12 protein-coding genes and 1 pseudogene are annotated in these 13890 nt (G+C 62.4%); 8 read left to right on the top strand and 5 right to left on the bottom strand.

The genetic code is table 11. From position 1 onward, the window contains the following. The first annotated feature begins 87 nt into the window (after positions 1-87). Positions 88-1047: a 2OG-Fe(II) oxygenase gene (locus BN2475_RS14295; RefSeq protein ID WP_094780171.1), complete on the top strand. Its 960-nt coding sequence runs from the start codon at positions 88-90 to the stop codon at positions 1045-1047. A gap of 33 nt (positions 1048-1080) precedes the next feature. Here BN2475_RS14295 and BN2475_RS14290 read toward each other — a convergent pair whose 3' ends face one another. The 3 genes from BN2475_RS14290 to BN2475_RS14280 form a co-directional block, all read right to left on the bottom strand. Then, positions 1081-1524 carry a GNAT family N-acetyltransferase gene (locus BN2475_RS14290; protein WP_094780170.1) on the bottom strand — a complete coding sequence of 148 codons (444 nt, stop codon included), beginning with the start codon at positions 1522-1524 and terminating at the stop codon, positions 1081-1083. 120 nt (positions 1525-1644) lie between these two features. Beyond that, a complete protein-coding gene (locus tag BN2475_RS14285) occupies positions 1645-3084 on the bottom strand; it encodes an MFS transporter (RefSeq protein WP_094780169.1) in 1440 nt (479 codons plus the stop codon). Positions 3085-3469: 385 nt separating this feature from the next. Beyond that, positions 3470-4351: an isocitrate lyase/PEP mutase family protein gene (locus BN2475_RS14280; protein ID WP_174641950.1), complete on the bottom strand. Its 882-nt coding sequence runs from the start codon at positions 4349-4351 to the stop codon at positions 3470-3472. A gap of 269 nt (positions 4352-4620) precedes the next feature. On the opposite strand from BN2475_RS14280, the gene prpR reads away from it, so the two are divergent. From prpR to ahpF, 3 genes are all read left to right on the top strand, one after another. Then, entirely contained in the window at positions 4621-6696 is a 2076-nt protein-coding gene (prpR, locus tag BN2475_RS14275) for a propionate catabolism operon regulatory protein PrpR (protein WP_094780168.1), read from the top strand. Positions 6697-6832: 136 nt separating this feature from the next. Continuing rightward, complete coding sequence (gene ahpC / locus BN2475_RS14270) at positions 6833-7396, top strand: alkyl hydroperoxide reductase subunit C (RefSeq protein ID WP_094780167.1); 564 nt, start codon at positions 6833-6835, stop codon at positions 7394-7396. A 152-nt stretch (positions 7397-7548) separates the two neighbouring features. After that, complete coding sequence (ahpF, locus tag BN2475_RS14265) at positions 7549-9141, top strand: alkyl hydroperoxide reductase subunit F (RefSeq protein ID WP_094780166.1); 1593 nt, start codon at positions 7549-7551, stop codon at positions 9139-9141. Positions 9142-9264: 123 nt separating this feature from the next. On the opposite strand, the gene BN2475_RS14260 is transcribed toward ahpF, so the two are convergent. Next, a complete protein-coding gene (locus tag BN2475_RS14260) occupies positions 9265-10062 on the bottom strand; it encodes a class I SAM-dependent methyltransferase (RefSeq protein WP_094780165.1) in 798 nt (265 codons plus the stop codon). A 142-nt stretch (positions 10063-10204) separates the two neighbouring features. Here BN2475_RS14260 and BN2475_RS35505 point away from each other — a divergent pair. The 3 genes and pseudogenes from BN2475_RS35505 to BN2475_RS33585 form a co-directional block, all read left to right on the top strand. Next, positions 10205-10432: pseudogene (locus tag BN2475_RS35505) on the top strand (hypothetical protein); the annotation flags it as partial. 244 nt (positions 10433-10676) lie between these two features. Then, positions 10677-11324 (top strand): hypothetical protein, encoded by a 648-nt coding sequence (locus BN2475_RS14250; RefSeq protein ID WP_143325786.1) that lies wholly within the window; start codon positions 10677-10679, stop codon positions 11322-11324. Then, entirely contained in the window at positions 11305-11943 is a 639-nt protein-coding gene (locus BN2475_RS33585; RefSeq protein ID WP_143325785.1) for a glycosyltransferase family 9 protein, read from the top strand. The genes BN2475_RS14250 and BN2475_RS33585 overlap by 20 nt, the downstream gene beginning before the upstream one ends. A gap of 153 nt (positions 11944-12096) precedes the next feature. Here the strand turns inward: BN2475_RS33585 and fae are convergent, their stop codons facing one another. Then, positions 12097-12630, bottom strand: a complete 534-nt coding sequence (gene fae, locus BN2475_RS14240; RefSeq protein WP_094780162.1) for a formaldehyde-activating enzyme — start codon at positions 12628-12630, stop codon at positions 12097-12099. 356 nt (positions 12631-12986) lie between these two features. Here fae and BN2475_RS14235 point away from each other — a divergent pair, with 356 nt between their 5' ends. Continuing rightward, positions 12987-13862: an AraC family transcriptional regulator gene (locus tag BN2475_RS14235; protein WP_094780161.1), complete on the top strand. Its 876-nt coding sequence runs from the start codon at positions 12987-12989 to the stop codon at positions 13860-13862. The last annotated feature ends 28 nt before the right edge of the window (positions 13863-13890 follow it).

The following is a 13890-nucleotide window of genomic DNA, read 5'->3' as shown; positions in this document are numbered from 1 at the left end:
CCTTATCGGAATGCTGCGAGCACCGCGCTTGCTATGATATGGCCCACTTGATCCAGTAAGGCTTCAGGCCGACGAATGGGGAGTGCTATGCCAGAAGTGGATGCCGCATGGGAAGAGTGGCTGAGCAGCAACGTGGTGCGCGGTTGCAGTCCGGACTCGATGATCGAGGCGATGGTGCGCTCTGGCTTCGCCGCCGACGCCGCAAGTGTCGCGGTGCACCGGACGTTAGGCCAGAATTCGGCGGGTGCCGCGTCGGTCGCTGCAGTCGCTGCATCCGCTGCATCCGCTGCATCCGCTGCATCCGCTGCAGTCGCTGCAGTCGCTTCAACTGCTTCAGCCGCTTCGGCTGCAACCGGGGCGGCACGGGCGGCCGTCGCGCCGTGCACCTACCAGTACGACGCGGTGCCGGTTGCGCGCGGCAATGTAATCCGCGCGTACGATCGCGACGTGCGCGTGCTGATGCGTTGCGAACGGCCACAAGTGATCGTGTTCGCTGACGTGTTGTCGCCCGACGAGTGCGGCGAGATGATCGAGCGCTCGCGCCACCGTCTCAAGCGCTCCACCACGGTCAATCCCGCCACCGGTCAGGAGGATGTGATCCGCAATCGCACCAGCGAGGGCATCTGGTATCAGCGCGGCGAAGATCCGTTCATCGAGCGGCTCGACCGGCGCATCGCGAGTCTGATGAACTCGCCGGTCGAAAACGGTGAAGGGTTGCAGATCCTGCACTACGACACGACCGGCGAATACCGCCCGCATTTCGATTACTTCCCGCCCGATCAACCGGGCAGCGCGGTGCATACCGCACAGGGCGGGCAGCGCGTCGCGACCCTGGTGGTCTATCTGAACGACGTCGCCGACGGCGGCGAAACGATTTTTCCGGACGCGGGGATGTCGGTCGCGGCGATGCAGGGCGGTGCGGTGTATTTCCGCTATATGAACGGTCAGCGGCAACTCGATCCGCTGAGCTTGCATGGCGGCGCACCAGTGCTCGCCGGCGACAAGTGGATCATGACCAAGTGGGTGCGCGAGCGCGCTTACGGCTGACGGCGTGTCAGTCGGCCGCCTGACGCGCCATCTTCACCGCGTCGTCTTCGGCTGGTAGACGTGCGGGTTATGCAACTCCATATAGCGTTCGGGATTCGTCAGTTGCGTGAAGCCGTGTGGTTCGTAGATGTGATGCGCGTCGGTCGTGACCAGCACGATTCTGCGCAGGCCTTTCAGCGACGGGCTCGCGAATATGTGCTTCAGCAATGCCGACGCATAGCCTTTGCCGCAATGCGCCGGCAACACGAATACGTCGCACAGGTAGGCGAAAGTCGCTTCGTCGGTGATCAGGCGCGCGAACGCGATCTGCTTGCCGTCGAGATAGCCGCCGAAACATAGCGAGCCCGCGACGGCCCGCTCGAACGTCTCACGCGGCATGTCCGCGGCCCATGCGGTGTGCTGCGACAGGAACGCGTAGATCATCTCGAGGTCGAGATCGTCCTTGTGGCTCGAGATGGTCAGTTGGTCCGCTTGCACTGCGTGTCTCCGACAGGGTTGCAATGTGTGGTCAAAAGTGGTCAAAGGATGCGGCCCACAATATGTGATCGCACGGGGCGCTTTGCGTGATCGCCCGGGGCGCGTCATGCGGTCACGCGATCAACCCTTGGCCGGGTCCTCACTAGCGCGCGAGCCGCCGCCGATGCTCTGTCCGGCGTCGCGCGCAAGGCCCATGTAGCCGGCCACCGACAGCAGCGTCAACACCCCGGCGAACAGGAACGCGAGGCGGAAATCGTCGAGCGTGAACACGCGGCCCGTCGTCTCGCCGTTGAAGAACGCCGCCACGCGCAGCGAGACCGCGCCGAACGCGATGCCGAGGCCAATCGTCATCTGCGCCGCCGCGCTCCATAGCGTGCTCGCCGCGCTCATCTGCGGCTGCGCGACGTCGGCGTAGGCGAGCGTCGCCAGCGTCGAGAATTGCATCGAGCGCGCCACCCCGTACACGAACACGACGAACAGCACCAGCATGAGCGGCACGTCAGGCGTCAGCAGCCCGCACGCGATGATGAACACGCCGGCCAGCGCGACGTCGACGATCGACACCGTGCGAAAACCGTAGCGCTGCAGAATGCGCGTGGTCAGCGCCTTCATGCCGAGGTTGCCGAGCGCGCTCGCGAGCAGCAGCAGCCCCGATCTGAACGCCGACAAACCGAAGCCCACCTGGAACAGCAACGGCATCAGATACGGCACCGCGCCGATGCCGATGCGCGTGAACGAGCCCGTCACGACCGTCACGGAGAAGGTCGGCACCTTCAGCGTCGACACGTCGATCAACGGATGCGGGTGATGCTTCGCATGCTGGAACGCCACCACGCCGACCAGCAATCCGCCGAGCACGACCGCACCGGCGACCCATGGATTGGTGCCGGGCTGGCTCGCCAGTTCCGCGCCATACAGGATCGCCGTCAGCGTGACGCCGCTCAACAGCAGGCCGACTACGTCGAGCGGCTTGCGTTCGGCGCCGCGCAGGTTCGGCACCAGCGCGAGCGTGACGGCCATCGCTGCGAGACCGAACGGCACGTTCAGCAGAAAGATCCAGCGCCACGACGCATAGGTCGTGATGAAGCCGCCGATCGGCGGCCCGACCACCGGTGCGGCGATCGCGGGCCACGTGATGGTCGAGATGGCCTGCATCATGCGGCTCTTCTCGGTGCTGCGGACCACGACGAGGCGGCCCACTGGCACCATCATCGCGCCGCCCATGCCTTGCAGCACACGCGCGGCGGTGAATTCGAGCACGTTCTGCGACAGGCCGCACAGCACGGAGGCCGCCGTGAACATACCGATCGCGCTGAAGAACACCGTGCGCGCGCCGCAGCGGTCGGCGACCCAGCCGCTCGCCGGAATGAAGATCGCCAGCGCCAGCATGTACGCGGTCATGCCGAGACTGAGGCTGTTCGGACCGACGCCAAACGAGTGCGCCATCTGCGGCAACGCGGTGGCGATCACCGTGGTGTCGAGATACTCCATGAAGAAGGTGGCTGCGACGAGATACGGCAGCCAGCCGATATGCGCAATGCGGGTGGCGCTGCCGGTCATTGCGCGGTCCCCGTGGCATGAGGTGCGAGCGCAACGATATGGTGAGCGGGCCAGCGCATTGCGCACGACGGTGTTGACTTCATGTTCTTGCGACTACCTTTCGATAACGTGTTTCCGGCTTCGGACGCCCGGCATCCGGGCGACGCGGATCAGCGACAGGATGGTGAGGCTATCGGCGACTGTCGGCAACACGCGGTCCCAGCCGTGATGGATCACGCGCGTCGCCAGCCCTGAATCCTAACGCAATAAATCGCGCCACACCGCCGCGGAGCGCGGTGGCCCTTGCACAAGTAGAGGCCGGGACGGAGTCTGCCGCCTGCCGCTCGTTAGCCTGCCAGCCCTCGGGCCCAACCCGCCTGCGCAAACACGATCGTCCGCGCGCCGCTCAGTCTTTCGCGGCGTACTCGCGATCCAGCCGGTCGTACAACGGCTTGTTGACGAGCCGCTGGCGCTCACTGAACGGCGCGACGAGCGTCGCGTCTTCGTCGAGGCGGCCATTGCTTTTGAGCGTGCCGAGCGCGCGCTGCATGCCGAGCACCGCGCCCTGCAGCGCCGCGTTCGCGTACAGCACGATGCCGTAGCCAAGCTTCGCGAGCGCGTCACGCGACTGCACCGGCGTCTTGCCGCCGATCACGAGGTTGATCAGTTGCGGCGCGTCGAACAGCGACGGCAGCCGTTCGATGTCGGCGAGCGACTCGGTCGCTTCGATGAACAGGATATCGGCGCCGGCTTCGATGAACCGATGACCGCGCTCGATCGCGTCCTCGATGCCGTGGACCGCTGCCGCATCGGTGCGCGCCATGATCTGCAGGTTGCCGTCTTCGCGGGCGTCGACGGCCGCGCGGATCTTGCCGACCATCTCGCTCGTGCCGACCACCTCCTTGCCGGAAAAGTGGCCGCATTTCTTCGGCATCACCTGGTCCTCGAACTGGATCACGTCGGCGCCGCTGCGCTCCAGCACCCGCACGGTCTGGCGCACGTTCAGCGCGTTGCCGAAGCCGGTGTCGGCATCGACGATCAGCGGCAGCGCGACCGCATCGCGAATCCGCGCCGTGTGTTCGGCGACCTCGGCGAGCCCGATGAAGCCGAGGTCGGGCAGTCCGAGCGACATGTTGGTCACGCCGGCGCCCGTGATGTAGATCGCTTCGAAGCCGGCGTCCTCGATCACACGCGCGCTCATCGCGTTGAACGCGCCGGGCACGAGCAGGCCCTGGCGTTGGTTGACCTTGGCGCGGAAGGCGGCGCGGCGGGTAGCGGAAGTGGTCATGATGTGTCTCCAGAAGGGAAGTCGTGAACAGGACGTGGCGTCATAGCGCAGGAAGCATGCCATTGGGCGAGGTTTGCCGCGGGATTGCCGCTTGTCCCGCGTAATCAACAGGTTGCGTGGCGTTCGATGATGCGCGCCACTCGTGGCAGAATACTGAGCGTGTTCCATGAAACGTTTCGTGGAACGTTTCGAGGCGCCAACCCTTGAATCTGCCCTCGAATCCGGGTTTTGAACCTCTAATCGCCTGCAGTCGCACAAGGAGTGCCGCGATGCCCACTTTCACGTCGTCCGTTGCGAATGCCAACCCTGGCCGTCCTGGCGTTGCTCTCGTCAGTATCAGCCGGCTGCAGTCGCTTTGCGAGACGGTCGCGCCGCGTTATGCCGAGCGCGTGCGATTCCTCTCGGTGCGCGAAGGCTACGATGCGGCCGTCGCCGCGTTGCAGGCTTACGTGGATGCGGGTTCGGTCGATGTCGTGCTGGCTGCCGGATCGAATGGCGCGTATCTGCGCGATAACCTGAGCGTGCCGGTCGTGATGGTCAAGGTGAACGGCTTCGACGTGCTGAGCGCGATCACGCGCGCCACCATCACGTGGCCCGGCGTGCCGATCGGGCTCGTGCTGCATGAAACGATCTCGCACGAACTGGCCGACCTGAGCCCGTGGCTGAACGTCGGCCTGAAGCAGCGCGCTTACCGTTCGCCCGACGAAGTGCGGCGCGCGGTCGAGACACTCGCCGCCGAAGGCTGCGGCGTCATCATCGGCCCCGGCATGGCCTGCGATTTCGCGCAGCAAGCTGGCATGGAGAGCGTTTTCCTGTACTCGCTCGGCGCGGTCGAAGAAGCGTTCGAGCGCGCTGTCGAGCTGGCGCGCGTGAGTCGTCAGAAGGAGTCGAAGCGCGTGCGCCTGAACACGATCGTCGCGCATCTGCGCGAAGGTGTCGCCGCCTTCGACGAAGCTGGCCAGCTCGAAGCCGTCAATCCGGCGATGCTCAACCTGCTCGGGCTGGACGCCCCGAAGGAAGTGCCCTTGGGGCACGTCTCGAAGGAAGTCCCCTTGGGGGGCGCCCCGAAGGAAGTGCCTTTGGGGCACGCCCCGAAGGAAGTCCCCTTGCGGGACCGCGACGAGGATGTGCCCGCGCAAGTGGCGCGTGCGGTTGGGCCGCTGCTGCGTGAAACGCTCGTCCATGATCTGCCGATCGACGAGCGCATCGAGCAGATCGGCGGTCGCGCGCTGATCGTCAACTGCGTGCCGATCGTCGAGCAGGGCGCGCGCTCCGGCACCGTGGTGACGGTGCAGGATGCGCTGGTCGCGCAGCGGATCGACCGTTCGCTGCGCACCAGTCAGCGGCCGAGGCACCTGGTCGCGCGGCATCAGCTGGACGATCTGATCGGCGCTTCGCCGGCGCTCGAGCGGGTGCGCCGGCTGGCGCGTGCCGGCGCAGCGCACGACGCCACGGTATTGCTCACCGGCGAAAGCGGCACCGGCAAGGAACTGGTCGCACAAGGGATCCACAACGCCAGCCGGCGGCGCGGCAATCCGTTCGTCGCGTTCAATTGCGCGGCGCTGCCCGAAGGACTGATCGAAAGCGAGCTGTTCGGGCACGAGGAGGGCGCGTTCACCGGCGCGCGGCGCGGCGGCAAGCCGGGCCTCTTCGAGATCGCGCACACCGGCACGATCTTCCTCGATGAGATCGGCGAGATGCCCGCCGCGCTGCAAAGCCGGCTGCTGCGCGTGCTGCAGGAGCGCGAGGTGATGAAGCTCGGCGCGGGCCGGGCGACGCCGGTCGACGTGCGGGTGATCGCGGCGACTCACCGCGACCTGCACGCGCTGGTCGATGAGGGTGCGTTTCGCGCGGATTTGTATTTTCGTCTGAACCTGCTTCAGATAGAATTGCCGCCGCTTCGCGAGCGGCGCGGCGATGTCGCGCCACTGGCACGGCACCTGTTGAGCCGCGGCGCGCTGCAGTATGGTCTGCCGGAAGCGGCGCAGGAGCGCGTGCTGACGTTTCTCGCGCCGCTCTTCGCCCATTACGCCTGGCCCGGAAACGTGCGGGAACTGGAAAATCTGCTGGCGCGTGCAGCGATCTATCTCGGCGACGAGGCTGCGGACGCATCGCAGGATCTGCAGGGGGTGTTTCCCGAATTCGGCAGAATGAAGCGAGCGGCCGATGGCGCAGTGACTGCGCGAGAGGCGGACTCCGCCGCCGCGAACGGCGTGTTGACCCGTGCCACTCCCGCCCGCGAGGACGTCATGCGCGCCCTCGAACAGTCCGGCGGAAACCGCGCCGCGGCAAGCCGGGCGCTGGGGATCGGCCGCACCACGCTCTGGCGGCTTCTGAAGGACTGAGCGGGCGCGATAGTCGTCGGTGGCGAGATAAATAGTGTTAAACTATCGCTAGAATTAAAACAATCCACTTTACCTATTAAGCGTCGTCTGAGATACTGACTCCACTTTCCAACCACCCAGAAAGAGGACTCAGCAAATGCCGATCATCAACAGTCAAGTCAAACCGTTCAAGGCACAGGCTTATCACAACGGCGATTTCGTGACCGTCAGCGAAGAAAGCCTGAAGGGCAAGTGGTCGGTTTTCGTTTTCTATCCGGCCGACTTCACGTTTGTTTGCCCGACCGAACTGGGTGACCTGGCCGATCGCTACGCCGAATTCCAGAAGCTCGGCGTCGAAATCTACAGCGTGTCGACCGATACGCACTTCACGCACAAGGCATGGCACGACACGTCGGACACGATCCAGAAGATCAAGTACCCGATGCTGGCCGACCCGACTCTGGCGATCTCGCGCAACTTCGACGTGCTGATCGAAGAAGAAGGCCTCGCGCTGCGCGGCACGTTCGTGGTCAATCCGGAAGGCGAGATCAAGCTGTGCGAAATTCACGACAACGGTATTGGCCGTGACGCAGGCGAACTGCTGCGCAAGGTGCAGGCTGCGCAATACGTCGCGGCTCACCCGGGTGAAGTGTGCCCCGCCAAGTGGACGCCGGGCGCAGAAACGCTGACCCCGTCGCTGGACCTGATCGGCAAGATCTAAGGTCTTCGGGCCTTTGGTTGCCGGCGCCTTGCGGCGCATCACCGTGCGAACCGCGTCTTGCCGTGGTTCGTGCGTTCCCGGGCTGCACCGTGCCTATCCGGATGCGTGCGGCGCCGGGATACCCACACCCCTCGTCACGGAATCGAATAGCCATGCTTGACGCCAACCTCAAGACCCAGTTAAAAACGTACCTAGAAAAGGTTAGTAGGCCTATCGAGATTGTCGCGTCGCTCGACGATAGCGCGAAATCGCAGGAGCTGCTGGCATTGCTGAACGAAATCGCGACGTTGTCGGAACGTGTCAGCGTGGTCGAACGTCGCGGCGACAGCGAACGCAAGCCGTCGTTTTCCATCAGCGAGCCGGGCAAGGATACGGGCATCCGTTTCGCCGGCATTCCGATGGGCCATGAATTCACGTCGCTCGTCCTCGCACTACTGCAGGTCGGCGGCCATCCGGTCAAACTCGACGATGCGGTGATCGAACAGATCCGCAATCTCGACGGCGACTATCGATTCGAAACGTATTTTTCGCTGTCATGCCAGAACTGCCCGGAAGTCGTGCAGGCGCTGAACGTGATGGCGCTGATCAACCCGCGCATCCGCCACGTGGCGATCGATGGCGCGCTGTTCCAGAACGAAGTCGAAGCGCGCCAGATCATGGCGGTACCGACCATGTTCATGAACGGCGAAGTGTTCGGCCAGGGCCGCAGCGGCGTGAAGGAAATCCTCGCGAAACTCGACACCAACGCTGGCGAGCGCGCCGCGAAAGAACTGGCAAACAAGCCGGTGTTCGATACGCTGATCGTCGGCGGCGGCCCGGCGGGCGCGGCGGCCGCGATCTACTCGGCGCGCAAGGGCATTGCGACGGGCGTGGTGGCTGAACGCTTCGGCGGTCAGGTGCTCGACACGCTGGCGATCGAAAACTTTGTCTCGGTGACAGAAACCGAAGGGCCGAAGTTCGCGACAGCGCTCGAACAGCACGTGAAGACCTATGAAGTCGACATCATGGATGTGCAGCGCGCCGAAGCGCTGATTCCCGGTCGCATCAACGAAGTGCGTCTGGCCAACGGCGCGGTGCTCAAGGCGAAGACCATCGTGCTGGCTACCGGCGCGCGCTGGCGCGAGATCAACGTGCCGGGCGAGCGCGAATATCGCAATCACGGTGTCGCGTACTGCCCGCACTGCGATGGCCCGCTGTTCAAGGGCAAACGCGTCGCGGTGATCGGCGGCGGCAATTCGGGCGTCGAAGCGGCCATCGACCTCGCCGGTATCGTGCGCGAAGTGACACTGTTCGAATTCGGCGCGACCTTGCGTGCCGACGAAGTGCTGCAACGCAAGCTGCGCAGCCTCGCGAACGTGACCGTCGTCACCCAGGCACAGACCACGGAAATCACCGGCGACGGCAAGAAGGTCAACGGTCTGGTCTACAAGGATCTGCGTTCGGGCGACGTGAAGACGGTCGAACTCGAAGGTGTGTTCGTGCAGATTGGCCTCGTGCCGAACACCGAATGGCTGAAGGGTACGGTGGAGTTGTCGAAGCACGGCGAGATCGTCGTCGATGCGCGCGGCGCGACGTCGGTGCCGGGTGTGTTCGCCGCCGGCGACGTGACCACGGTGCCGTTCAAGCAGATCGTGATCGCTGTGGGCGAGGGCGCGAAGGCGTCGCTGAGCGCATTCGACTATCTGATCCGCAACAGCGAAGCCGTTGAAGCGGCCAGCGAGGCTGAAGCCGAAGCCGCAGTCTGATGCGGTAGGGCGAGTGAGTCGTGGACGGCGGCCTTCGGGCCGCCGTTTTTGTTGGTGCACGAGACCGGACATGCGCGCATGCGGGCGGTGGTTCCGGGTGAAGAACTTGATGGGCTTATTCGATCAGCACGAGCAGAGCGTATGGGTAAAGCGCGTCGCCCACGGGGGAAGGTCATGTCGATAAAAGAAATGAGTACCCTCGTTGAACGAGCCCGCCTTCAGACCATGGCGCGCGGCAATCGTTGCGATGGAGCGGGAGGTAAAGAAGGAAATATGTCCATTGCGTGGCGCGCAGTACCACCACTTGTCAATACCCGTTTCGACGATGTCTTCCGGGACGGTGAGTGTGCTAAAAAGAATCGCCCCGTCCTCCTCGAGGAACCGCACCATCATATCCATCAAGGCGTGCGGGTCCGGATGATGCTCGAATACCTCAAAGGCAACAACGGTCTGGTATTTCTCCGAAAGCGCCGATGCGTTTTCGTTGGCCGTATAAGGATCGTACGAGGTGACCTGAGAGAAACCCCGCGCCCGAAGCTCATGCTCAAGCAGGCCTAGGCCGGAACCAAAATCCAGCATCTTGCCGTGCGCCATTTCCGGAAAACTGCCGGCAATCAGATTGGCATTGGATGTCGGGCGCGCACCTTTGTAATCCGGATCGTGGCGCTCGTAATCGGCGTTGTAGATGTGTTGGGCGAAGTCCTTGGGCGTCCAGTTATCGAACGCGCGGGTAAATGCAAAGCCGCACTGGTCACACCGGTAGTAATAAATCGGAACGCCTGAATACGGCTCAACTTTCTTGCCGGCAGCATGGTCCGCACCGCAGCGCGAAAAATCGACGACTCCGCATAAACGGCTGATTTCACCGCAGCATTTGCAGGGCGAGTCGGTTGGTGAAACACACATTTGCTGCAAGGACATAACAGACACTCCCTCAAGAACCGCTTCCCCGGGACAACGCCGTTTGTCGCGCTCACTGGGTCGGCACCTATTTTATCCGATGGACGCGACGCGTCGAGTCTACGTCCTCAATGCCCTTCATCCCGCTCTTCCAGTCTTGCGAACGCCGGCGCGTGAACGCTGCATGCGAGGCTTTCGCGATCCCCGGCGCACACAATAGTCTCTCTCCAGTTTCGGTCCGATCTGCCAGCACTTCGCATTGCCGCGACACCGGATGACCGCTTCATGTCATCGTGCCGAACTTCGGCAACGTTTGTTCACATGGCAGAACTGGGGCAGGTGTAAATGTGATCGCGGTAAATTGATAAGGAGACCATATTTTATCCTGTAGCTCACGCTACCTGGACTCGTGGGCCGGTGTAATATATGCTGCGAGCAGCAAGCCTGGCGCGTCGACAGTCATCTGAACCTTGCTGTTTTTCTTGCGCGCATGATCGTGGTAACCCGCATTCGGATTGTTTTCGCACATGGACTGCAACGCGCGTTCATGGAGGACAATCGCGCGGGGCTGGCCGAAAGGGCCTGGCACGCTCTGGGGAGCGGAGAACTCAAACGAAGAGATTCAGGAAAACAGGATGCAACAGTTGATCGATGAAGAGCCGTTGGTTAGAACGTACGCAACCTATCTCAACAAAGGTGATTTTGCATCCGCAATGTCGTGGTGTCGTGCACTGAGGCTGGCCGGTCGTGCCGATGAGGCGCAGGACCTGTGCCTCAGATGGGTGGGTAAGGTAAGCGGAGTATTTGAATGTGCTCAGCTGGGTGTCGACATGAATTATCTGGGCATGTTTGCCCATAGCGAGGAACAATTGAGTGCCGTCAGCGGGGGCTTCCCGCATGATACGAACCGGCATCTGGTCATGTCAGAGCTTGCAATTGCCAAATTCCTGCTTGGCAAGTATCACGAAGCCCACGAGATTTTCAGGTCGCTCAGAGATAAGGGGGAAAGTGCGAATCTGATACGGTTGTTATACCCAGGAGCCAGTGACAATACACTCCAGCATTTTCAGGGAAAGTTCCTCGCGTTGTCCGACTCGGTAGAGGGCAGACGTGTAGGGATTATGCAGGAAGGCGGCCTCGGGGATCTGATCATGTATTCGCGCTGTGTGGACATGCTTATACAGGAGGGCGCCAGTTCAGTTTGCCTCCAGGGCACCACAGACGCTCAACGGCTGCCTCAAGGCAGACCACCGCATCACGCTCGTGGATCATATAGGTACTGAAATTATCGAGTGTGACTACATCACAACGATGTTCAGCCTGTTTGCACGTTATCAAACCAGCCCATATTTTCCGAATGCCCGATCATCCATGATCACATTTCCAGCGCACCACGCACTTCCCGAGGCGCTGGCAAAACTTATGGATGAGGACGCAATGAAACGCAAAGTGGGATTGATCTGGCGAAGTGCTTCGGGCGCACGTCACGAGCCATATCGATCACTTGAACTGCACAAACTGACCCCCTTGCTGGAGAATCAGTCGTGCCGTTTCTTCTCTTTGCAGGTTGGTGGTTTGAGCGTGGTCGAGAAAGCGTTGTGTGCCGAACACGGCATTGTCGATCTCGGCCCATATCTGGATACCTTTTCTGATACCGCAGCCGTAATACAAAATCTTGACCTTCTGATATCCGTCGACACAGGCCCCGCTCATCTCGCAAGTACGCTTGACTGTCCTGTCTGGCTGTTGCTATCGCAGGCTTGTGATGGCAGATGGTATGACGGTCAGCGTTTTACGCCTTGGTACGCGTCAATGCGTCTTTATCGGCAGCGCAAGCTTGGTGACTGGACTGCGCCGTTAGACAATGCAAAATCAGCTCTGGCACTCCCGATAATCGATTGACCCGTCATAAGAGTGAGCCTTGGTTATTGGCGTCAACCAGAATCCGACGCCACCCATCAGTTCAGGGTGGCACTTTTCGCGAGCTTTAAACCGCGCATGGTCGACGCCGTTGCGAAAGGCCACTGCATTCGGCTCCCAACGCAAGGACGTGCTTCAGCTCCAGTCGTCCATATCGTGCTTGATGGTGTGCCGGTTGGCGATAAGCGTGTCGACGCTCGGCTCGTTGTTCATCGCCCGGTGAATGGCGAGTTTGGTCGCCTCGTAGTTCGTGCGGTACATGTCTTTCTTGTCGAGGTTAGTCTCTGTGGCGCAGCGCGGATCGATCCACACCAGACTGATGATGCACAGTTCGTTGGCCTGGTCTTTCGGCAAGATGCCCTCGATCAGGCAGTCGACTATTGCATCCGCCGTCGCCGACTGCACGACGCCACCGAATAGCTCGATGGTGGTCATGTCCCTGAGCGTCACCTTGGGGACGATCATCGTGACAGGGCGCACCATCTGATTGCAGGCGCGGATCGCGAACATGGCCGTGTGCCCCTTGCTCTGCGCCATCATGTTGGCGAAGGCGTGACCGGCGGGTCCGTCGATACGGCCTATCAGGATTTCGGGCATCGCGTCAGTCACCTGGCCAGGTGCGGCGAACACCGTGGCTTCACCTGCGCGGAACGTCAAATCGAGATTCATTGTCGACCTCCTCCGTAGTTGGACACTGAAGATTCGTGGCATGCAAGGACGATGCCATTCGATCCGACGCGTTCGAACAAGCATAGCAATGCGCAATATGTATCGTGTTCGTGACAAGGTGGCAAACACGAGTCGCGAGCAGGTGTTCCGGATATGCAACGAATGATTCCGGGTTTGCCATCGGCGTGGTCGGTGCCTGTCGCCCGAGGAAGCGGTCTCCGCGCTGTCATCAGGGCGCCGCGACCACTTTGATGCTGAAGCGCGGCTGCGCGAGGCGCGCTCATGTGGCAATCTATAGAAGCGACGCGCGCCTGGCGCCGACGCGAATCCCATTTCACTCTCTCTTGCGACTCGTCATGCTCCGAAAAGCAGCACCCGCGCGCCCGGACTGGGTGATGCGCGCCCAGCCGATAGAAGGCATCGAGCGCATCGAGGCCTGGTTCAAGGGCAAAGCGTATGCCATGCATCGCCACGATACGTACGCGATCGGCCGCACGCTCGCGGGCGTGCAGAGTTTCAACTATCGGCGCAGCCGTCGCGACAGCCTGCCGGGTAACACCATCGTGCTGCATCCCGACGAAGCGCATGACGGCCAGGCGGGTACGGGTGAGGGCTTTCGCTACCGCATGATTTACGTGGAGCCTGCGTTCTTTCAGGACGTGCTGGCTGGCCGCGCGCTGCCGTTCCTCGAAGGCGGCGTGACAACCGATCCACGCATTGCGGCGGCAACGGAAACCTTGCTGCAACGCGTCGGCCACACGCTCGAGCCGCTCGAACAGAGCGACGCGCTGGCCGAGCTCGCCCATGCACTCGCCGCCGTTGCGGGCATGCCGCAAGCGCGAGGGAAAGGCGATTATTTCGCGGCGCGCCGTGCGCGCGACTATCTGCACGCGAACTTCACGCGCGTGGTCACGCTCGAGGAAGTGGAAACCGCAACAGGCCGCGACCGCTGGAGCCTCTCGCACGATTTCCGCACTTTCTACGGCACGAGTCCGCATCGGTATCTCACGATGCGGCGCCTCGATGCCGTGCGTCGCATGCTACTCTCGGGCACCTCGCTCGCGAGCGCGGCGGCAGACGCGGGCTTCGCCGATCAGAGCCACATGACGCGGCATTTCCTGAAGACTTTCGGCCTCACGCCGGGACGCTGGCTCCAGATCGTGGGCAGCGCGCCCTGCGACTGCTCACCCACGATCGTTCAATACGGCCCCCTGGCGGCTGCGTATTCTTGACGACGCATCCACACCTGAACGGAGAGAG

Origin of the sequence: Paraburkholderia ribeironis, from assembly GCF_900019265.1 — a bacterium.
GTDB classification, from domain to species: domain Bacteria; phylum Pseudomonadota; class Gammaproteobacteria; order Burkholderiales; family Burkholderiaceae; genus Paraburkholderia; species Paraburkholderia ribeironis.
The sequence above is the reverse complement of the archived record's forward strand: the minus strand, read 5'-3'. Positions and strand labels throughout refer to the sequence as shown.